Source organism: Pseudomonas sp. ML96 (assembly GCF_000761545.1).
Taxonomy (GTDB): domain Bacteria; phylum Pseudomonadota; class Gammaproteobacteria; order Pseudomonadales; family Pseudomonadaceae; genus Aquipseudomonas.
Map to the genome: position 1 here is coordinate 1 of NZ_JPMY01000030.1, position 19833 is coordinate 19833.

13 protein-coding genes and 1 pseudogene are annotated in these 19833 nt (G+C 64.5%); 7 read left to right on the forward strand and 7 right to left on the reverse strand.

What is annotated here, in order from left to right; all coding sequences use genetic code 11:
• Nucleotides 1-133: 133 nt before the first annotated feature.
• Both IP89_RS23945 and IP89_RS23950 read right to left on the reverse strand, forming a co-directional pair.
• Nucleotides 134-913 carry a methyl-accepting chemotaxis protein gene (locus tag IP89_RS23945; protein WP_371261957.1) on the reverse strand — a complete coding sequence of 260 codons (780 nt, stop codon included), beginning with the start codon at nt 911-913 and terminating at the stop codon, nt 134-136.
• Nucleotides 914-991: 78 nt separating this feature from the next.
• Nucleotides 992-1810: pseudogene (locus IP89_RS23950) on the reverse strand (MCP four helix bundle domain-containing protein); the annotation flags it as partial.
• Nucleotides 1811-1958: 148 nt separating this feature from the next.
• Here IP89_RS23950 and IP89_RS15425 point away from each other — a divergent pair.
• Nucleotides 1959-2240 carry an HU family DNA-binding protein gene (locus tag IP89_RS15425; protein WP_043310490.1) on the forward strand — a complete coding sequence of 94 codons (282 nt, stop codon included), beginning with the start codon at nt 1959-1961 and terminating at the stop codon, nt 2238-2240.
• A 55-nt stretch (nt 2241-2295) separates the two neighbouring features.
• Here IP89_RS15425 and ligA read toward each other — a convergent pair whose 3' ends face one another.
• From ligA to smc, 3 genes are all read right to left on the reverse strand, one after another.
• Nucleotides 2296-4668: an NAD-dependent DNA ligase LigA gene (gene ligA / locus IP89_RS15430; RefSeq protein WP_043310492.1), complete on the reverse strand. Its 2373-nt coding sequence runs from the start codon at nt 4666-4668 to the stop codon at nt 2296-2298.
• 68 nt (nt 4669-4736) lie between these two features.
• The gene (gene zipA / locus IP89_RS15435; protein WP_043310493.1) at nt 4737-5549 is read right to left on the reverse strand and encodes a cell division protein ZipA; all 813 of its coding nucleotides are present in this window, start codon (nt 5547-5549) and stop codon (nt 4737-4739) included.
• 192 nt (nt 5550-5741) lie between these two features.
• Nucleotides 5742-9230: a chromosome segregation protein SMC gene (gene smc, locus IP89_RS15440; protein WP_043310505.1), complete on the reverse strand. Its 3489-nt coding sequence runs from the start codon at nt 9228-9230 to the stop codon at nt 5742-5744.
• Nucleotides 9231-9505: 275 nt separating this feature from the next.
• Between smc and xdhA the strand changes: the two genes are divergently transcribed.
• From xdhA to guaD, 4 genes are all read left to right on the forward strand, one after another.
• A complete protein-coding gene (xdhA, locus tag IP89_RS15445) occupies nt 9506-10945 on the forward strand; it encodes a xanthine dehydrogenase small subunit (RefSeq protein ID WP_043310494.1) in 1440 nt (479 codons plus the stop codon).
• Nucleotides 10938-13334: a xanthine dehydrogenase molybdopterin binding subunit gene (gene xdhB / locus IP89_RS15450; RefSeq protein WP_043310495.1), complete on the forward strand. Its 2397-nt coding sequence runs from the start codon at nt 10938-10940 to the stop codon at nt 13332-13334. Before xdhA ends, xdhB begins: the two co-directional genes overlap by 8 nt.
• A 189-nt stretch (nt 13335-13523) precedes the next feature.
• A complete protein-coding gene (gene xdhC, locus IP89_RS15455) occupies nt 13524-14360 on the forward strand; it encodes a xanthine dehydrogenase accessory protein XdhC (RefSeq protein ID WP_043310496.1) in 837 nt (278 codons plus the stop codon).
• A gap of 130 nt (nt 14361-14490) precedes the next feature.
• The gene (gene guaD / locus IP89_RS15460; RefSeq protein ID WP_043310497.1) at nt 14491-15795 is read left to right on the forward strand and encodes a guanine deaminase; all 1305 of its coding nucleotides are present in this window, start codon (nt 14491-14493) and stop codon (nt 15793-15795) included.
• Nucleotides 15796-15867: 72 nt separating this feature from the next.
• Here guaD and IP89_RS15465 read toward each other — a convergent pair whose 3' ends face one another.
• Entirely contained in the window at nt 15868-16635 is a 768-nt protein-coding gene (locus IP89_RS15465) for a GntR family transcriptional regulator (RefSeq protein WP_043310498.1), read from the reverse strand.
• Between the two features lie 404 nt (nt 16636-17039).
• On the opposite strand from IP89_RS15465, the gene IP89_RS15470 reads away from it, so the two are divergent.
• Entirely contained in the window at nt 17040-18389 is a 1350-nt protein-coding gene (locus IP89_RS15470; protein WP_043310499.1) for an NCS2 family permease, read from the forward strand.
• A gap of 250 nt (nt 18390-18639) precedes the next feature.
• On the opposite strand, the gene uraH is transcribed toward IP89_RS15470, so the two are convergent.
• Complete coding sequence (gene uraH, locus IP89_RS15475; protein WP_043310500.1) at nt 18640-18993, reverse strand: hydroxyisourate hydrolase; 354 nt, start codon at nt 18991-18993, stop codon at nt 18640-18642.
• Between the two features lie 319 nt (nt 18994-19312).
• Between uraH and IP89_RS15480 the strand changes: the two genes are divergently transcribed.
• The coding region (locus tag IP89_RS15480; protein ID WP_043310502.1) for a polysaccharide deacetylase family protein at nt 19313-19833 on the forward strand (521 nt) is incomplete at its 3' end.

Sequence of the window (19833 nt, forward strand, 5' to 3'; positions counted from 1 at the left end):
TTCCTTCCGGACCTGACCAGGTTAACGGGTAATCGTTGCGGGGGGACCGATGGGGCCACCATAACGAAGCCCGTCGAGCGACGGGCCGCGCCATTGTACTGGTAAACCGAGAAGTTACAACCGCTTCAAACACTTACACACGGAAGCGACCGACAAGCTGAGCCAGACCAGAGGACAGCTCGGACAACCGGGCGCTGGCCTGAGTGCTCTGCTCGGAGGTCTGCGCCGCCTCGTTGGACAGGTCGCGGATATCGCTGATATTACGCGCGATCTCCTCGGTGACACTGCTCTGCTCCTCACAGGCGGTGGCGATCTGCGCGGCCATATCGTTGATACGCGCCACCGAGTCGCCGGTGGCCGACAGCGCGCCATCCACACCGGCGGCACGCTCGACGCTGTCGCGAGCCTTGGCGCTGCCGGAGTGCATGGCCTTGACCGCGTTCTGCACGCCGACCTGCAGGCGCTCGATCATTTCCTGAATGTCCTTGGTGGAGTCCTGAGTACGCGCCGCCAGTGCGCGCACCTCGTCGGCCACCACGGCGAAGCCGCGGCCCTGCTCGCCCGCCCGTGCGGCCTCGATGGCGGCATTGAGCGCTAGCAGGTTGGTCTGTTCGGCAATGCCCTTGATCACCGCCAGCACGGCGCCGATGTTGGCGGTTTCCTGCTCCAGGGTCTGGATGGTGTCGGAGGCGCTCTCCACCTCATGGGCCAGTTGGCGGATGGCGTGGATGGTGGCGCCCACCACCTGCGCCCCCTCACGCGACTGCACCTCGGCGCTGCGCGCGGCGTCGGCGGCATTCTGCGCATTGCGCGCCACCTCGTGCACGGCGGCGCTCATCTCGGTCGCGGCCGTGCTGACCTGATCGACCGCGGCATGCTCGCTGCTGATCAGGCGGTCATTGGCCGCTGCCATGCCGGCCAGCGTCTGCGCCGAGTCGGCTACCTCGCCAGTGACTCGACCGACCTCGCGAATCAGCGGCTGCAGCTTGTCGAGGAAGCGGTTGAAGGCGTCGCTGAGCTTGCCCAGCTCATCGCGCGAGCGCACTTCCAGGCGCACGCGCAGGTCGCCATCGCCCTCGGCGATCTGCTCGATGCGATGGAGCAGGTTGTGCAGCGGGCGAGTCACCAGGATCGGGAAGCCCAGTACCAGCACGGCACACACCAGCAGGCCGAAGGCGATGATGCCGCCCTGCTGCCAGCTGAGTCGCTCGCCCAGACTGATGGCGGCCTTGCCTTCGGCATTGGCCTCGGTGTCTTCCAGCTCGCCCAGCTTGTCGATGGCATCGCGCATGGCCTCGAACTGCGCCTCGCTGTCACCAAAGCTCAAGACCGACGCTGCGTCCGGATCGCTGGCCGCGAGCTGCAATACCTTGTCCGAGGTCGCCTTCCACTGAGCGAAGCCACTGTCGAACTTGCTCACCAGGGCAAGGGCCTCGGCACCCGGCTGCATCTCGGCGTACTTGTGCACCCGATCGTAGGCCTGCTGGGCATTTTCCGCCTGGGAGGCCCGCAAGGCCTCGACATGTTCACCCGCGGCCTCGTCGAGCAGGCTGCGTTCGGCGATGAAGGCCTGGTAGAGATCGCGGTCGGCATTCAGCAACAGGCTGATGGCAGGCAGATAGCGATTGGTCAGGCGTGTGCTGGAGTCGGCCACCTGGCCTATGCCATGCACCCCGAGCACGCCCATGGTCAGCAGCAGGATGGCGAGCAGCAGAATCGGCAGAGCGATCTTCCAGCGGAATCCGAGATCGGCGAAGAGGCGCAACATGGTGAACTCCAGATGAAACGCTATTGTTGTGCCATCTAGCATAGTCACTGGTCGCAAGACTGGCGCCCGACGCCTCTAGCGCAGGAGCCACCGGCATTTCGCGGCGAATGGCCGGGCATCTGCCACGAACCATCCGCCGCGCCATGGTTTGTGCTAGTTTGCCCGCCGAATCCACCTACCGGAGTGCCTCATGGCCATCACCAAAGACCAGCTGATTTCCGACCTCGCCGAAGCCACCGACCTGCAGAAGAGCGACGTGCGTGCCCTGCTCGCCCAGCTCGGCGAGATCGTGGCGGACGCCCTGGAAAACGACGGCGAGATCAGCCTGCCCGGCATCGGCAAACTCAAGGTCAGCGAGCGCCCGGCCCGTACCGGCCGCAACCCGTCCACCGGCAAAGAAATTCAGATCGCCGCGAAGAAGGCGATCAAGCTGGTGCCGGCCAAGGCCCTGGTCGACGGCCTGAACGGCTGATCGACGTCTCGGATGGGGTGCGCGCAGGCGCATCCCGCAGCACTAAGCGTCTGAATCAGACGGCCTGACCGTACTCGGCGAGCAGCGCGACGAACTCCGCCTCGTCCATCACCTTCACGCCCAGTTCGTTGGCCTTGGTCAGCTTGGAGCCGGCGCCCGGCCCTGCAACCACACAGGTGGTCTTGGCCGACACCGAACCCGCGACCTTGGCGCCCAGGCTCTCCAGCTTCTCCTTGCCGGCATCGCGGCTCAGCGCCTCCAGCGTGCCGGTCAGTACCCAGGTCTGCCCGGCCAACGGCAGGCCCTCGACCACCTTCTTCTCGCTCGCCCAGTGCATGCCGAAGTCACGCAGCTGAGCCTCGATCAGTGCGGCGCGCTCGGCATTGGCCGGCACATCGAAGAACTCGCGCAGGGACTTGGCGGCCTTCTCATTGAGACGCTCGACCTGGCGCAGATCCAGCCAGTCGGCCTTGATCACGCCTTCCAGAGAGCCGAATTTCGCGGCCAGCTTCTCGGCACCGGTGGCGGCGATGAAGGGGATGTTGAGCTTGTCGATAAAGCCCGGCAGAGTGGCGCAGGCGGAGAACTCGGGGCTGAGCTCGCCCTCCTCCTGCAGCACCACGCCACGCGCCAGCAGGTCGTCGATGACCTTGAGATTGTGCGCGTCGCCGAAGAAGTTGTGGATCTCGAAGGCAACCTCAAGGCCGACGTCCGGCAGGTAGGTCAGCACCTCCGGGAGGGCCTGGCGAATACGCGCCAGGGAACCCAGGGCACGGGCCAGCAGCTTGGCCGTCTCTTCGCCCACGTCGGGAATACCGAGTGCGTAGATGAAGCGCGCCAGGGTCGGTTTAGCACTGTCCTGAATCGCCGCCAGCAGGTTGCGGGTCGACAGGTCAGCGAAGCCTTCGAGCACCACCACCTGCTCGTAGGTCAGGGTGAACAGGTCCGCCGGCGAAGCAACCAGGCCGGTGTCCACCAGTTGTTCGACGATCTTGTCGCCCAGGCCCTCGATATCCAGCGCACGGCGAGAGGCGAAGTGGATGATCGCCTGTTTGAGCTGGGCGCCACAGGCCAGGCGGCCGACGCAGCGGTAGACCGAACCTTCGCTGGTGGTTTCCTTGCCCTTCGCACGCTTGACCAGCTGAGTGCGCTCGACGGCGGAGCCGCACACCGGGCACTGCTCCGGCACATGCACCGGGCGGGCATCGGCGGGACGACGCTCGGCCACCACCTGCATCACCTGCGGAATCACGTCGCCGGCGCGGCGAATGATCACCGTGTCACCGATCATCAGGCCCAGGCGCGCGACCTCGCCCATGTTGTGCAGGGTGGCGTTGGATACCGTGACGCCGGCCACCTTGACCGGCTTCAACCGCGCCACCGGAGTGACGGCGCCAGTACGGCCGACCTGGAACTCCACATCGAGCAGTTCGGTGAGCTCCTCCTGGGCAGGGAACTTGTGCGCCAGCGCCCAGTGCGGGGTGCGTGCGCGGAAGCCCAGCTGCTGCTGGTCCTCGATGTTGTTGACCTTGAACACCACGCCGTCGATGTCATAGGCCAGATCCATGCGCCGCTCACCGATGTCACGGTAGTAGTCCAGGCAGGCCTCGATGCCCTTGGCCAGCTTCAACTCGCGGCTGATCGGCACGCCCCAAGCCTTGAGCTGCTCGAGCATGCGCACCTGGGTGGCCGGCAGCTCGCCGCTGACCTGGCCGACACCGTAGCAGCAGAACTCCAGCGGGCGGCTGGCAGTGATGCGCGGGTCGAGCTGACGCAAGCTGCCGGCTGCCGCATTACGCGGGTTGGCGAAGGTCTTGCCGCCGCTTTCGGCCTGGCGAGCGTTGAGTTCGTCGAAGCCGGCCTTGGGCATGTAGACCTCACCGCGCACTTCCAGCACGGCCGGCCAGCCTTCGCCCTTGAGTTTCAGCGGCACGTTGCGGATGGTGCGCACGTTGGCGCTGATGTCCTCGCCGGTGCTGCCATCGCCGCGGGTGGCACCGCGCACCAGTTGGCCATCGCGGTACAGCAGGCTGACCGCCAGGCCGTCGAGCTTGGGCTCGCAGCTGTACTCCACCTCGGCGCCGCCGCCGAACAGATCGCCACCCGAAAGACCGAGACCACTCTGCACACCGCGATCGAAGGCGCGCAGGTCCTCCTCTTCGAAGCCGTTGCCGAGGCTGAGCATGGGCACCTCGTGGCGCACCTCGCCGAAGGCGCTCAGCGCCTCGCCACCCACGCGCTGGGTCGGCGACTCCGGCGTCACCAGTTCCGGATGCTCGGCCTCCAGGGCCTGTAGCTCGCGAAACAGGCGGTCGTACTCGGCATCGGGCACGCTGGGCTCGTCGAGCACGTAGTAGCGGTAGTTGTGCTCATCCAGTTCGGCGCGCAACTCGAGGATGCGGCGGGCTGCAGTCTGGGCGTCGGTCATGGTGCGTGTGTCCTTGAAAACGACAAGAGCAGCCTAGGCTGCTCTTGGGATTGCATGCGATGGGGCGATCAGCGTTTGCCGGCGAGCTGCCTTTTGCGCTCGAACTCGACGATGCGCTGGCGGTAGTGCTCGATGGTCTGCGCAGTCATCACGCTGCGCTGGTCGTCCTTCAGCTCGCCGTTGAGCTCGTGGGCCAGCTTGCGTGCGGCAGCGATCATTACGTCGAAGGCCTGCTTCGGATGGCGCGGGCCTGGCAGGCCGAGGAAGAAGCTCACCGCCGGGGTGTAGAACAGCTCGAAATCGTCCAGATCGAAGGTGCCCGGCTTGACGCCGTTGGCCATGGAGAACAGCACTTCGCCGTTGCCGGCCATGCTCTCGTGGCGGTGGAAGATATCCATCTCGCCGAAGCGCAGGCCGCTCTCCAGGATGTTCTGCAGCAGAGCTGGGCCCTTGAAGCCATCGGCATCACGGGCGATCACGTTGATCACCAGTACTTCCTCGACCGGCGGCAGCTCCTTGCCAGCTTTGGCGCTGGACGGAACGTCGTCTTCCTCGACCGGAGTCAGCAGGGTTGGCACCGGCTCGTCGGCGTCCAGGGCCAGGTCGCCCTGCTTCGGCTCGATATTGCGCCGGCGATTGAGCTCGCTGGCACTCATGGTGGGGATGTCTTCTTCGTTGAATTCCGGCTCGCGCTTACGATCGATGATGCGCGATGGGCCGAGCAGGTCGGGATCGGTGTCGTCATCGGGCAGGTTACTGAAGCTGTGGTCCAGCTTGAATTTCAGCTTGCCACTGCCGCCCCGCATCCTTCGCCAACCGTCAAACAGAATGCCGACGATAACGATGACACCGATGACGATTAGCCAATAGCGCAGCTCCATGAAACTCCCAAGCCCCTGAACGATGAAAATGATGAATATGTAATGAAAATAAGGGCTTCCTGCCCCTTTGAAACACCCGAAACTGTATGCATAAACAGATATTTCGGGCGTGTAACAAAAGTGAGGCCTAAGCTAGCACGACGAACGGTAAATGTGCACCGTTGCAAGGCATTTAGCCATGTTTCGCCTGTATCAACTCTCTACCAGCGTCATCGCCTCTTCCACATCCACAGCCACCAGACGCGAGCAACCCGGCTCGTGCATGGTCACCCCCATCAGCTGATCGGCCATCTCCATGGCGATCTTGTTGTGGGTGATGTAGATGAACTGCACCGTCTCCGACATTTCCTTGACCAGTCGCGCATAGCGGCCGACGTTGGCGTCGTCGAGCGGCGCGTCCACCTCATCGAGCATGCAGAACGGTGCCGGGTTCAATTTGAATATCGCGAATACCAGTGCCAACGCGGTTAGCGCCTTCTCACCACCGGAGAGCAGGTGGATGGTGCTGTTCTTCTTGCCTGGCGGGCGCGCCATGATCGCCACGCCAGTATCCAGCAGATCTTCGCCGGTCAACTCCAGGTAGGCGTGACCGCCACCGAAGACCTTGGGGAACAGCGCCTGCAGGCCGGCGTTGATCTGATCGAAGGTCTCCTTGAAGCGGTTGCGGGTTTCCTTGTCGATCTTGCGGATGACGTTTTCCAGGGTCTCCAGCGCTTCCACCAGGTCAGCGTTCTGTGCGTCCAGGTAGCGCTTGCGTTCGGACTGCTGCTGGTACTCATCGATGGCTGCCAGGTTGATCGCGCCCAGACGACCGATACGCGCGGCCAACTGCTCCAGTAGCTGCTCCCAAGCCGCCTCGCTGGCCTCGGCCGGCAGGGTGGCGAGCACGCCGTGCAGGTCGTAGCCCTCTTCCAGCAGCTGCTCCTGCAGCGCCTTGCGCCGTACGTTGAGGCCCTGCCAGTCCATGCGCTGCTGCTCCAGCTGACCACGCAGCAGTTGCGACTGCTGCTCGGCCTGGCTACGGCGCTTCTCGGCGTCGCGCAGCTCGCGGTCGGCATCTTCCAGGGCCAGGCGGGCGAGCTTGAGCTCGTCCTCCACACCCATGCGCCGCTCCAGCAGCTCCTCGAGCTTGATGCGCAGCTCCTCCAGCGGTGCGGCGCCCTCCTCCAGATTGAGGTTGAGCTGCTCGCGGCGCTCGATGGCACGCTCGAACTGCAGCTCCAGGCGTTCCAGGGCCTGGCGAGTGGATTCGTGCTGGGCGCGGATCGAGCCCAGGCGCACGGCCAACTGGTGAGCATGATCCTTGTGCTGGCGCGCCTCCTGGCGCATCCGGTCGAGGCGCTCGCGCAGCTGGTCGCGGCTGGCCAGCAGGGTCTCGCGCTGCTCGGTGTCGATGGCCATGGCGTCCAGCGCGTCCTGCAGCACCAGGCGCGACTCGCCCAGCTGCTCCTGCTCCAGCTCGCGCAGCTCGGCGGCCTCGCCCTGCTCTTCTTCCAGGCGCCGACGACGCAGCGCCAGCTGCTCGGCCTTGGCCTGGCCGGCGGAGAGCTTGGCCTTCAGTTCGCCCTGGCGGCGGGATTCGTCCTGCACCAGGCGGCGCTGCTGTTCGCGTGCCTCTTCCTGCTGGCGCTGAGCGGTCTGCAGGCTCTGCAGGCGCTCATCCAGATCGGCCAGCGCCGCCTCGCGCTCATCGCGCTCGCCTTGCAGACGCTCCAGCTCCTGGCCGCGGGCCAGCACGCCGCTCTCGGCCTCGCTGGCGCGGCGCACACGAAGGAAGTGCCGGCCGACCCAGTAGCCGTCGCGACTGATCAGGCTCTCGCCATCACCCAGTTGCAGCCGCTGGGCCAGGGCCTGATCCAGGCTCTCCACCGGGCGCACCTTGCCCAACCAGGGCGCCAGGTCGATGTTCGCCTCGATCTTGTCCAGCAGGCTGCCGGCGACGCGCGCGCCACCGCTCTGCGGGTTGATCAGGCGTAGCTCGCCCTGGTCGAAACCGCCCAGGCTCAGGCTATTGAAATCATCCAGCAGCACAGCCTGCAGATCGGCGCCGAGCACCGTTTCCACCGCCAGCTCCCAGCCACTTTCCACGCGCAGGCCCTCGGCCAGGCGCGGACGGTTGCTCAGTTGCTGCTCGCGCAGCCATTCGGCGGCGCCCTTGCCGGGATTCAGCGCAGCCTGCTGCAGCGCCTCCAGCGAGGCGATGCGACCGTTCAGGCGCTGCAATTCGCCCTGGACCTGCTGCTGTGCTTGGGTGGCCTGCTGTAGCTCGCCGCGCAGTTGTTCGAGGCGTTCGGCCTGGCTCTCTTCGGCGGCGTGCAGTTCTTCCAACTGCATCTCGCTGGCAGCCAGCTGTTCGGAGAGTTCGAGAATTGCAGCGTCTTCTGGATCGGCGGAAAGCTGCGCCAGTTCGTCGGCGAGGCGGCGCTGGCGCTCGGCCAGGCGCTCCAGGCTCTGCTCCAGCTGGGCGATGCGCGCCTGCTGCACTTCGGCCTGGCGGCGCGGCTCGGCGCTGCGCTGGTTGAAGCCTTCCCACTGCTCCTGCCAGCCGTGCATGGCGCTTTCGGCCTCTTCCAACGAGGCAGCGGACTCCTCGGCAGCCGCCGCAGTCAGCTCCTGCTCGGGCGCGAGCATGTCCAGCTCCTCGCCCAGGGTCGCCAGCAGCGTACGGTCGTGACCCAGGTGGGATTCGGTTTCCAGGCGCGAGCGTTCGGCCTCGTTGAGGTCGTCCTGCAGCTGGCGCAGACGCTGCTGGCCGTGCTGGATGCTCTGCTCGACGCGAGCGATGTCGCCACCCACCGAATAGAAGCGACCCTGCACCTGATTGAAGCGCTCGGACAGTTCATGGTGCCCATCGCGCAGGCGCTCGATGCTGGCATCGGCGCTGCGCTGCTCGGCCACCAGGGCCTCGAAGGCCACTTCCTGGTCGCCAATCACCTTCTCGCGGGAGCCGACCTGCTCGTTCAGCGCCTGCCACTTGAGGGCGGCCAGCTGCGCCTTGAGCTGACGCTCCTCGGCCTTGTATTCCTGGTACTTCTCGGCGGCCTGGGCCTGGCGGTGCAGACGCTCGAGCTGGCGCTCCAGCTCCTCGCGCAGGTCGGTCAGGCGCGCCAGGTTTTCCTGGGTGCGGCGGATGCGGCTCTCGGTCTCGCGGCGGCGCTCCTTGTACTTGGAGATGCCGGCAGCTTCCTCGATGAAATTCCGTAGATCCTCGGGCTTGGCCTCGATCAGCTTGGAGATCATGCCCTGCTCGATGATCGAGTAGCTGCGCGGGCCCAGGCCGGTGCCGAGGAAGATGTCGGTGATATCGCGGCGGCGGCACTTGGTGCCGTTGAGGAAGTAGGTGTTCTGCCCGTCGCGGGTCACCCGGCGGCGGATGGAAATCTCGGCGAACGCCGCGTATTCGCCCACCAGCGAGTTATCGCTGTTGTCGAAGATCAGCTCGATGCTGGCCTGGGTCACCGGCTTGCGGGTGTTGGAGCCGTTGAAGATGACGTCGGTCATCGACTCGCCGCGCAGGTTCTTCGCCGAACTCTCGCCCATCACCCAGCGCACGGCGTCGATGATGTTGGACTTGCCGCAGCCATTGGGACCGACCACAGCGGCCATGTTGCTGGGGAAACTGACGGTGGTCGGGTCAACGAAGGACTTGAAGCCGGCCAGCTTGATGCATTTCAGGCGCATCTTATGCATCCACTCCTGGCATGTGTCGTTCACGGAGGCACTGCGGGGCCTGGAAGCTCATGCTGTTCCTGTTGTTCAGAGTGGGGAAATTCGGGCGCGGGCGAGTTTAACACAGGCATTTGGCATGCCAATCCTGAACCCCGCACGCCCGATTCCAGGGCCTTTTGTCGACCAGCTGACCTTGCAGTCAAATTTTGTTGACCCAAAAGTCAGAAAAACTTAGATTGGCCGCATCACAGCCCCCGTGACAACAACTACAAAGCCTGGAGGTCGTCTTGATCCAGTTCCTACTCAACGGTGAGTTGCGCAGCGAGCGCCAGCTCGATCCCAACGTCACCGTCCTCAATTACCTGCGTGAACATGTGGCCAAGCCCGGCACCAAAGAGGGCTGCGGCTCCGGTGACTGCGGTGCCTGCACCGTGGTGGTCGGCGAGCTGGAAGGCGGCCGTATTCGCTATCGCACCCTCAACTCCTGCCTGACCTTCGTCTCCTCGCTGCACGGCAAGCAACTGATCACCGTCGAAGACCTGCGCTACCAGGGCAAGCTGCACGAAGTGCAACAGGCTATGGTCGACTGCCACGGCTCGCAATGCGGCTTCTGCACCCCCGGCTTCGTCATGAGCCTGTTCGCCCTGCAGAAGAACACCGACGGCTACGACAAGGGCCAGACCATGGAAGCCCTGGCCGGCAACCTGTGCCGCTGCACCGGCTACCGCCCGATCATTGACGCCGCCGAACAATCCTGCTGCAACCGCAAGCCGGACCAGTTCGACGCCGCCGAGGCCGAGACCATCGCCAAGCTGCAAGCCATCGCTCCGCGCGAGACTGCCGAGTTGAACAGCGGCGATAAGCGCTGCCTGCTGCCGCTGACCGTGGCCGACCTGGCCGACATCTATACCGCCAACCCGCAGGCGCGCCTGCTCGCCGGCGGTACCGACCTGGCCCTGGAGGTCACCCAGTTCCACCGCGAACTGCCGGTGATGATCTATGTCGGCCATGTCGCAGAGATGAAGCGCATCGACGTCAAACCCGACGTGATCGAGATCGGCGCCGCCACTCCGCTGTCCGACTGCTACAACGTGCTGTCGCGCGAGTACCCGGACTTCGGCGAATTGCTGCACCGCTTCGCCTCGCTGCAGATCCGCAACCAGGGCACCCTCGGCGGCAACATCGGTAACGCCTCGCCGATCGGCGACGCCCCGCCCCTGCTGATCGCCCTCGGCGCGAGCATCGTGCTGCGCAAGGGCAGCGAGACCCGCACCCTGCCGCTGGACGAATTCTTCATCGACTACAAGGTCACTGCCCGCCAGGAAGCCGAGTTCATCGAGCGCATCATCGTGCCGCGCGCCAAGGCCAACCAGGCGTTCCGCGCCTACAAGGTGTCCAAGCGCCTGGACGACGACATCTCCGCCGTGTGCGCAGCCATCAACCTGACCATCGTCGACAGCGTGGTGCGTGAAGCGCGCATCGCCTTCGGCGGCATGGCCGGCATTCCCAAGCGCGCCACCGCCTGCGAGAACGCGCTGATCGGCGCCTCCTGGTATCCGGGCTGCGTCGAGCGCGCCTGCCAGGCCCTGGCCGAGGACTTCACGCCGCTCTCCGACTTCCGCGCCAGCAAGGAATACCGCCTGCTGACCGCACAGAACCTGCTGCGCCGCTTCTTCCTCGAGACGCACTCCCCTGAAGTCGAAACCCGGGTGACCGCCTATGTCTAACCATCACGTCTCCAAATCCCAGGAAGAACTGGCCGAACTGTTCCGCGCCGACATCACCAGCGGCGTCGGCCGCGGCGTCAAGCACGAGAGCGCGGACAAACACGTCAGCGGCGAAGCGGTGTATATCGACGACCGCCTGGAGTTCCCCAACCAGCTACACGTCTATGCGCGCATGAGCGATCGCGCCCATGCCCGCATCACCAAGCTGGACGTCACGCCCTGCTACGCCTTCCCCGGCGTGACCATCGCCATCACCGCCAAGGACGTGCCCGGCCAGCTCGACATCGGCCCAGTAGTCGCCGGCGACCCGCTGCTGGCCGACGGCAAGGTCGAGTACCTCGGCCAGGTCGTGCTGGCAGTTGCTGCCGACAGCCTGGAAAACGCGCGCAAGGCAGCCATGGCCGCGATCGTCGAGTACGAGGACCTGGAGCCGGTGCTCGACGTGGTCGACGCCCTGCGCAAGAAGCACTTCGTGCTCGACAGCCACCAGCACCGCATCGGCGATTCCGCCGCGGCGCTAGCCCGTGCCAAGAACCGCATCACCGGCACCCTGCACATCGGTGGCCAGGAGCACTTCTACCTGGAAACGCAGATTTCCTCGGTGATGCCCACCGAGGACGGCGGCATGATCGTCTACACCTCGACGCAGAACCCCACCGAGGTGCAGAAGCTGGTCGCCGAAGTGCTCGGCGTGCCGATGCACAAGATCGTCGTCGACATGCGCCGCATGGGCGGCGGCTTCGGCGGCAAGGAAACCCAGGCCGCCAGCCCGGCCTGCCTGTGCGCGGTGATCGCGCACCTGACCAAGCGCCCGACCAAGATGCGCCTGCCACGCATGGAAGACATGACCATGACCGGCAAGCGCCACCCCTTCTACGTCGAGTACGAAGTGGGCTTCGACGATGACGGCCTGCTCAGCGGCATCCAGATGGAACTGGCCGGCAACTGTGGCTACTCGCCGGACCTGTCCGGCTCCATCGTCGACCGCGCCATGTTCCACTCGGACAACGCCTACTTCCTCGGCAACGCCACCATCAACGGGCATCGCTGCAAGACCAACCTCGCCTCCAACACCGCCTACCGCGGCTTCGGCGGCCCGCAGGGCATGGTCGCCATCGAGGAAGTGATGGACGCCGTCGCCCGCCACCTCGGCAAGGACCCGCTGGAGGTGCGCAAGCACAACTACTACGGCAAGGAAGACCGCAACGTCACCCACTACCACCAGACGGTCGAGCACAACGTCATTCACGAGATGACCGCCGAGCTGGAGGAAAGCAGTGACTACGCCAAGCGCCGCGAGGAAATCCGCGCCTTCAACGCCAAGAGCCCGGTGCTGAAGAAAGGCCTGGCGATGACCCCGGTGAAATTCGGCATCAGCTTCACCGCCACCTTCCTCAACCAGGCTGGTGCGCTGATCCACATCTACACCGACGGCTCGATCCACCTCAACCACGGCGGTACCGAGATGGGCCAGGGCCTCAACACCAAGGTCGCCCAGGTAGTGGCCGAGGTGTTCCAGGTCGAGATCGAGCGCATCCAGATCACCGCCACCAACACCGACAAGGTGCCGAACACTTCGCCGACCGCAGCTTCCTCCGGCGCCGACCTCAACGGCATGGCGGCGAAGAACGCTGCCGAGACCATCAAGCAGCGCCTGGTCGACTTCCTGGTGCACGAGTACAAGGTCACCCCGGAAGACGTCGAGTTCCGCAACAGCCAGGTGCGCGTGCGCGATCACTTCCTGTCGTTCGAGGAGCTGATCCAGAAGGCCTACTTCGGCCAGGTGTCGCTGTCCTCCACCGGCTTCTACCGCACACCGAAGATCTATTACGACCGCAGCAAGGCTGCCGGCCGGCCCTTCTACTACTTCGCCTACGGCGTGGCCTGCTGTGAAGTGCTGGTCGACACCCTGACCGGCGAATACCGCATGCTGCGCAGCGACATCCTGCATGACGTCGGCGACTCGCTGAACCCGGCCATCGACATCGGCCAGGTCGAAGGCGCCTTCGTCCAGGGCATGGGCTGGCTGACCACCGAGGAACTGGTGTGGAACGCCAAGGGCAAGCTGATGACCAACGGCCCGGCCAGCTACAAGATCCCGGCCATTGCCGACATGCCCATCGACCTGCGCGTGAAGCTGGTGGAGAACCGCAAGAACCCGGAGCAGACCGTGTTCCACTCCAAGGCCGTGGGCGAGCCGCCGTTCATGCTCGGCATCGCCGCCTTCTGCGCGATCAAGGACGCCGTGGCCAGCCTGGCCGACTACAAGGTGCAGCCGCAGATCGATGCGCCTGCCACCCCCGAGCGCGTGCTGTGGGGCGTCGAGCAATTGCGCCAGCTCAAGCAGCAGGCCCCGGCCGCAGCTGCCAGCGCGGCCGAACCAGCCTGAGGCGTCTGGCCCGGACGCACGCTCGTCCGGGCCACGCCAAGAACTCCACAGGTGTAGAACAATGACACAGCACACCGAAGGCAAAACCCAACCGCAACGGCCGCTTCCGGCGCCGCTGCTGGAACCGTCCCTGAGCAACTGGCGCCTGCCACGCCCCGGGCAGACCTCGCCAAGCTGGAGGCTGAGCAAATGAGCTGGATCAGCGCCCTCGCCGAACTGCAGCAACAGGGTGAGCCCTGCGTGCTGGTGACCATCATCGAGGAGCAAGGCTCCACGCCGCGTAATTCCGGCTCGAAGATGGTCGTCACCGCCGAGCGCATCTTCGAGACCATCGGTGGCGGCCACCTGGAATACAAAGCCATGGAACTGGCCCGCGAGATGCTGACCAGCCGCACCCAGCAGACCCGCCTGGAGCGTTTCAGCCTTGGCGCCAGCCTCGGCCAGTGCTGCGGCGGCGCCACCGTGCTGCTGTTCGAACCGATGGGCCAGCCGCAGGCGCATATCGCCCTGTTCGGCGCCGGTCATGTCGGTCGCGCCCTGATTCCGCTGCTCGCCAGCCTGCCGCTGAAGGTGCGCTGGATCGACTCGCGCGACGCCGAGTTCCCGGCCTACATCCCGTCCAACGTGGAGAAGGTGCTCAGCGACGAAGTGGTCGACGAGGTCGACGAGATGCCGGCCGGCAGCTACTTCATCGTCATGACCCATAACCACCAGCTCGACCTGGAACTGACCCAGGCCATCCTGGCGCGCGATGATTTCGCCTACTACGGCCTGATCGGCTCCAAGACCAAACGCGTCAAGTTCGAGCACCGCCTGCGCGAGCGTGGCTTCAGCGCCGAGCAGATGCAGCGCATGCGCTGCCCCATGGGCCTGCCCGAGGTCAAAGGCAAGCTGCCGGCCGAGATCGCCATTTCCATCGCCGGAGAGATCGTTGCCCAATACAACGCCCATTTCGGCATGGAAGTGAAGAAAGGCGAGTCCAGCGTCGCCAAGCTGCTGCCCTCATCACGCCGCGCCCAGCATTAGATTTGGCTGGGCTTTGCGAAGCTCAGCACCCACGTAGTGACCTGATTGTTACGGCGCCCAGATCGCGCGCCATGGTTGAGCTGAACAAGCACAACCGAGCCTACCCCTGATTTGATTCGAGATTTGAGCCATGACTAACAACGTCAATGCCTACCGCTCCGCCATCCTGCACAGCCTCGCCGACCCGGCCGAGGTGGGCATCGAGGCCTCCTACCAGTACTTCGAGGACGGCATCCTGCTGGTCGAGAACGGCCAGGTGCTGGAAGTCGGCGCCGCCAGCGAGTTGCTGCCCAAGCTGCAGGGCGTCGAGATCCGCGAGTACCGTGATGCGCTGATCACCCCCGGCTTCATCGACACCCACATCCACTACCCACAGACCGGCATCATCGCCTCCTACGGCGAGCAGTTGCTGGACTGGCTGAACACCTACACCTTCCCGGCCGAGGGCGCCTTCGCCGACAAGGCGCACGCCGCCGATGTGGCCGGCATCTTCCTCAAGGAGCTGCTGCGCAACGGCACCACCACCGCACTGGTATTCGGCACCGTGCACAAGCAGTCGGTCGACGCCTTCTTCGAGGCTGCCCAGGCCCTCAACCTGCGCATGATCGCCGGCAAGGTGCTGATGGACCGCCATGCCCCGGACTTCCTCACCGATACCCCGGAAAGCGGCTACGCCGACAGCAAGGAGCTGATCGAACGCTGGCACGGCAAGGGCCGCCTGCACTACGCGGTGACTCCGCGCTTCGCCCCGACCAGCAGCGACGCGCAACTGGAACTGGCCGGCAAGCTGTTCGGCGAATACCCCGACCTGTACATGCACACCCACCTGTCGGAGAACAAGGCCGAGATCGCCTGGGTCAAGGAACTGTTCCCGGCGCGCAAGGGCTACCTGGACGTCTACGACCACCACAAGCTGACCGGCCCGCGCGCGGTGTTCGCCCACGGCGTGCACCTGTGCGACGACGAGTGCAAACGCCTGGCCGAGACCGGCTCGGCGCTGTCCTTCTGCCCGACCTCCAACCTGTTCCTCGGCAGCGGCCTGTTCGACCTGGAGAAGATGGAGCAGCACGGCGTGCGCGTCGGCCTGGGTACCGACGTCGGCGGCGGCACCAGCTTCAGCCAGCTGCAGTCGCTCAACGAGGCGTACAAGATCATGCAGCTGCAGGGCAAGAAGCTCAGCCCGATGAAGTCGCTGTACCTCGCCACCCTGGGTGGCGCCCGCTCGCTGTACCTGGACGACCGCATCGGCAACTTCCAGACCGGCAAGGACGCGGACTTCATCGTGCTCGACTACAACGCCACGCCGCTGCTCAGCTACCGCATGCAGCAGGCGCGCAGCCTGGAAGAGCGCCTGTTCGCCCTGACCATCCTCGGCGACGACCGCACAGTGAAGGAAACCTTCGCCGCCGGCCGCTCGGTGCACCAGCGCGACTGAGTCGCGCAGCAAAAAAGCCGCGCAGCAACAAAAAGGCCCCGCAGTGCGGGGCCTTTTTCATTACGGCGGCGATCAGGCGCTACGCGAGACGCGCCCGGACTTCTTCTTGTCCTGCAGCAGGTGCGAGAAGACCGCGTGCAGATCGTCGGTAGCGCTGTCATCTTCCAGGTTGAGCTTGGCGTCGACGCTGTCCATGTGGCGCATCATCAGGCCCACCGCGCGCTCCACGTCACGTGCCTCGATGGCATCGATGACCTGGTCGTGTTCGTCGTCCGAGCAGTGCGTGCGGCTGCTGCTCTCGTACAGGGCGATGATCAGCGAGGTCTGCGACACCAGGCTGCGCAGAAAGCCCACCAGGGTGTGGTTGCCACCGGCTTCGGCCAGCTTGAGGTGGAACTCGCCGGACAGGCGAATGCCCTTGGCACGGTCACCACGGGCGAAGCAGGCGCGCTCTTCCTGCACCATCTGGCGCAGGCCGGCGATCTGCGCCGGAGTGGCGTGGCTGCAGGCCAGCTCGGTGATGGCGCGTTCGATCATGCGTCGGGCGTAGAAGATCTGCCGAGCTTCATCGGCGCCCGGGCTGGCGACCACTGCCCCGCGATTGGGGCGCAGCGACACCACTCCTTCGTGGGCCAGGCGCGACAAGGCACGCCGAATGATCGTGCGGCTCACGCCGAAGATCTCGCCGAGCGCTTCTTCGCTCAGCTTGGTACCCGGTGCCAGGCGCTGTTCGAGGATGGCCTCGAAGATGTGGGCATAGACCACCTCATCCTGGGTGCCTGCGCGCACGGCCTTGGCGGGCCGGGGAGTCTTGCTCAGAGATTGCACTGCTTCGTTCATGTGGCTCACGTGAGAGGAATAGGAAATCTCGCTGACGCGACACTACGCCGAAGAGAGGGCCGTTGGCCAGTATCTGATCGTGCAAGTCGCCTGATCGACAGCATTGTACACAAAATTCACGCCATAACCATGCACACCAGTAAACACGCGGTCTGCGCCCGGTTTCGCTGCGTTGGCGGACAGCCTAAGAAGCTTTTTAGCGGTTTTTTAGTGCGCATACTTCAAAACACTAATTGACTTTTTTGTACACAAAAAGATAATCCAATCGCACACTTTCTGACCCAAAAGTCAGGAACAGGCACCGCCCCGTGAGGCAAAGCACCTCAAAGTCGATCCGCCGCGCAAGGGACCCAGGTAAACCAGCCGGACGAGAGACTCACAACAACACCTGAGAGGTACCTGCTGTGGAAAGCGCTAAACAACAAGAACAAGACAACTACGTTGCCTCCCCTCCCTCCCAAGGTCTGCTGGACAGGATGTTCAAGCTAACCCAGCACGGGACCACCATCAGAACCGAACTGGCCGCGGGTCTGACCACCTTCATCACCATGGCCTACATCATCTTCGTCAACCCGAACATCATGGCTGACGCCGGCATCGACCATGGTGCTGCCTTCGTCGCCACCTGTCTGGCCGCCGCCTTCGGCTGCCTGCTCATGGGCCTGTACGCCAACTGGCCGGTGGGCCTGGCGCCGGGCATGGGCCTCAATGCCTTCTTCACCTACACCGTGGTCAACACCATGGGCTACAGCTGGCAGATCGCCCTCGGCGCGGTGTTCCTGTCCGGCGTGCTGTTCATGGTGCTGACCTTCTCGCGCATTCGCGAATGGCTGCTCAACAGCATCCCACCCAGTTTGCGCTTCGCCATGGGCGCGGGGGTCGGCCTGTTCCTCGGCCTGATCGGCCTGAAGACCGCCGGCATCGTGGTCGCCCACCCGGCCACCCTGGTGCACATCGGTGACCTGACCTCCCCCGGCCCGCTGCTGGCGGCCATCTGCTTCCTGATGATCGCGGTGCTGGAATACCGCCGCGTATTCGGCGGCATCCTGATCAGCATCCTCACCGTCACCCTGATCGGCGTGGGTCTGGGCATCGTCAAGTTCGGCGGCGTGTTCTCCATGCCGCCGAGCCTGGCGCCGACCTTCATGGCCATGGACATCGCCGGCGCATTCAACGTGACCATGGTCAGCGTGATCCTGGCATTCCTCTTCGTGCACATGTTCGACACCGCCGGCACTCTGATGGGCGTCGCCCAGCGCGCGCACCTGGTGAAGGAAGACGGCCGCATCGAGAACCTGTCCAAGGCCATGAAGGCCGATAGCGCCTCCAGCGTCTTCGGTGGCGTGCTCGGCGTACCGCCGGTAACCAGCTACGTGGAAAGCGCCGCAGGCGTGGCCGCAGGCGGCCGTACCGGCCTGACCGCAGTGACCGTGGGCATCCTGTTCATCGCCGCCATGTTCTTCGCCCCGCTGGCCGGCATGATCCCCGCCTACGCCACTGCCGGCGCGCTGATCTACGTGGCCATGCTGATGATGGGCGGCATGGCTCACATCGACTGGGACGAGCACACCGAGACCATCCCGGCGATCGTCACCGTGATCATGATGCCGCTGACCTTCTCGGTCGCCGACGGCATCGCCCTGGGCTTCGTGACCTACGTGGCGATGAAGACCTGCACCGGCCGCCACAAGGACGTTTCGGTGAGCCTGTATGCACTCTGCGCGATCTTTATCGCCAAGTTCATCTTCCTCTAAGCTGCAGCACCGCAAAGGCCCTGTCGTTTCGCGACAGGGCCTTTTTGCATCCGCAGAATTTCACTCGCCTCAGAGCAGCATCCATCCACCTGGATACGTGGCACACCACGCACCAGCACCCTTACACACTCAGCATCTCGTCACACACCTCGGCAATCGCCCGAGGCTGGTGCTTCGCGCCTGCTTATCGAGCGCCATAAAAAAGCCCGCACAAGGCGGGCTGCAATACACCAAAGGAACCTGCGAGCGGCTAGCTGCCGCGGTAAGTCGAGTAACTGTAGGGCGAGATCAGCAGCGGCACGTGGTAGTGATCCTGCTGCTCGTTGATGCCGAAGCGCAGCACCACTACATCGAGGAAGGCCGGCTCGGCCAGTTGCACGCCACGGGCGCGGTAGTAGTCACCGGCATGGAAATGCAGCTGGTAGACGCCCGAACGATAGTCGTCGCCTTGCAGCAACGGCGCATCGCAACGGCCGTCGGCATTGGTCAGGGTCTTGGCCACCAGCTCCAGGCCACCCGCTTCGACGCGGTACAGCTCGATGGTGATATCGCGGCCAGGGCTGCCGTGAGCAGCATCCAGTACATGCGTGGTCAATCGTCCCATGTCGTTCAGGGCGCCAGCGGCGCCTCACCTCCTCTGCTAAAGGTTGTCGTAGCGATCCACCACTCAATGGGGATCGAAGCTGAACATATAGAACAGCATAGCCTCTATTTTGTACACAATTTTTACGCACCAAAACTCCACACCGAATCCTTTATGCAGCGCGGCCATGCCTCAAGAAGGTGCAGCAAGAAGCGATAAGCACGCGGAACAATTATAGAAATAGTGATTTACAGGCTGTCATAGTTTTTGTATACAATTGCTCAAGCCAAACTATCCGGCAGTTTCCGGAACGGCATCCACTCGATGAAGGAACCCTCACGTGAGCGCTGACTATCCTCGTGACCTGATCGGCTACGGCAGCAACATCCCTCACCCGCACTGGCCGGGTGATGCCCGCATCGCCATCTCGTTCGTCCTCAACTACGAGGAAGGCGGCGAGCGCTGTGTCCTGCATGGCGATGGCGAATCCGAGGCCTTCCTCTCCGAGATGGTCGCCGCACAGCCGCTCAAGGGCGAGCGCAACATGAGCATGGAGTCGCTCTACGAATACGGTAGCCGGGCCGGCGTCTGGCGCCTGCTCAAGCTGTTCCAGCGCCACAACATCCCGATGACCATCTTCGCCGTAGCCATGGCCGCCCAGCGTCACCCGGAGGCGATCCGCGCCATGGTCGAGGCCGGCCACGAGATCTGCAGCCACGGTTACCGCTGGATCGACTACCAGTACATGGATGAGGCCCAGGAGCGCGAGCACATGCTCGAGGCCATCCGCATCCTCACTGAGCTCACCGGCGAGCGCCCGCTGGGCTGGTACACCGGCCGTACCGGCCCGAACACCCGCCG

Coding starts and splice junctions, on each gene's coding strand:
- IP89_RS23945 (WP_371261957.1), bottom strand. CDS start 913: ATGGCAGCGGCCAATGACCGCCTGATCAGCAGCGAGCATGCCGCGGTC.
- ligA (WP_043310492.1), bottom strand. CDS start 4,668: ATGACCGACGCCCAGACTGCAGCCCGCCGCATCCTCGAGTTGCGCGCC.
- xdhB (WP_043310495.1), top strand. CDS start 10,938: ATGTCTAACCATCACGTCTCCAAATCCCAGGAAGAACTGGCCGAACTG.
- uraH (WP_043310500.1), bottom strand. CDS start 18,993: ATGGGACGATTGACCACGCATGTACTGGATGCTGCTCACGGCAGCCCT.
- IP89_RS15465 (WP_043310498.1), bottom strand. CDS start 16,635: ATGAACGAAGCAGTGCAATCTCTGAGCAAGACTCCCCGGCCCGCCAAG.
- IP89_RS15425 (WP_043310490.1), top strand. CDS start 1,959: ATGGCCATCACCAAAGACCAGCTGATTTCCGACCTCGCCGAAGCCACC.
- zipA (WP_043310493.1), bottom strand. CDS start 5,549: ATGGAGCTGCGCTATTGGCTAATCGTCATCGGTGTCATCGTTATCGTC.
- smc (WP_043310505.1), bottom strand. CDS start 9,230: ATGCGCCTGAAATGCATCAAGCTGGCCGGCTTCAAGTCCTTCGTTGAC.
- guaD (WP_043310497.1), top strand. CDS start 14,491: ATGACTAACAACGTCAATGCCTACCGCTCCGCCATCCTGCACAGCCTC.
- xdhC (WP_043310496.1), top strand. CDS start 13,524: ATGAGCTGGATCAGCGCCCTCGCCGAACTGCAGCAACAGGGTGAGCCC.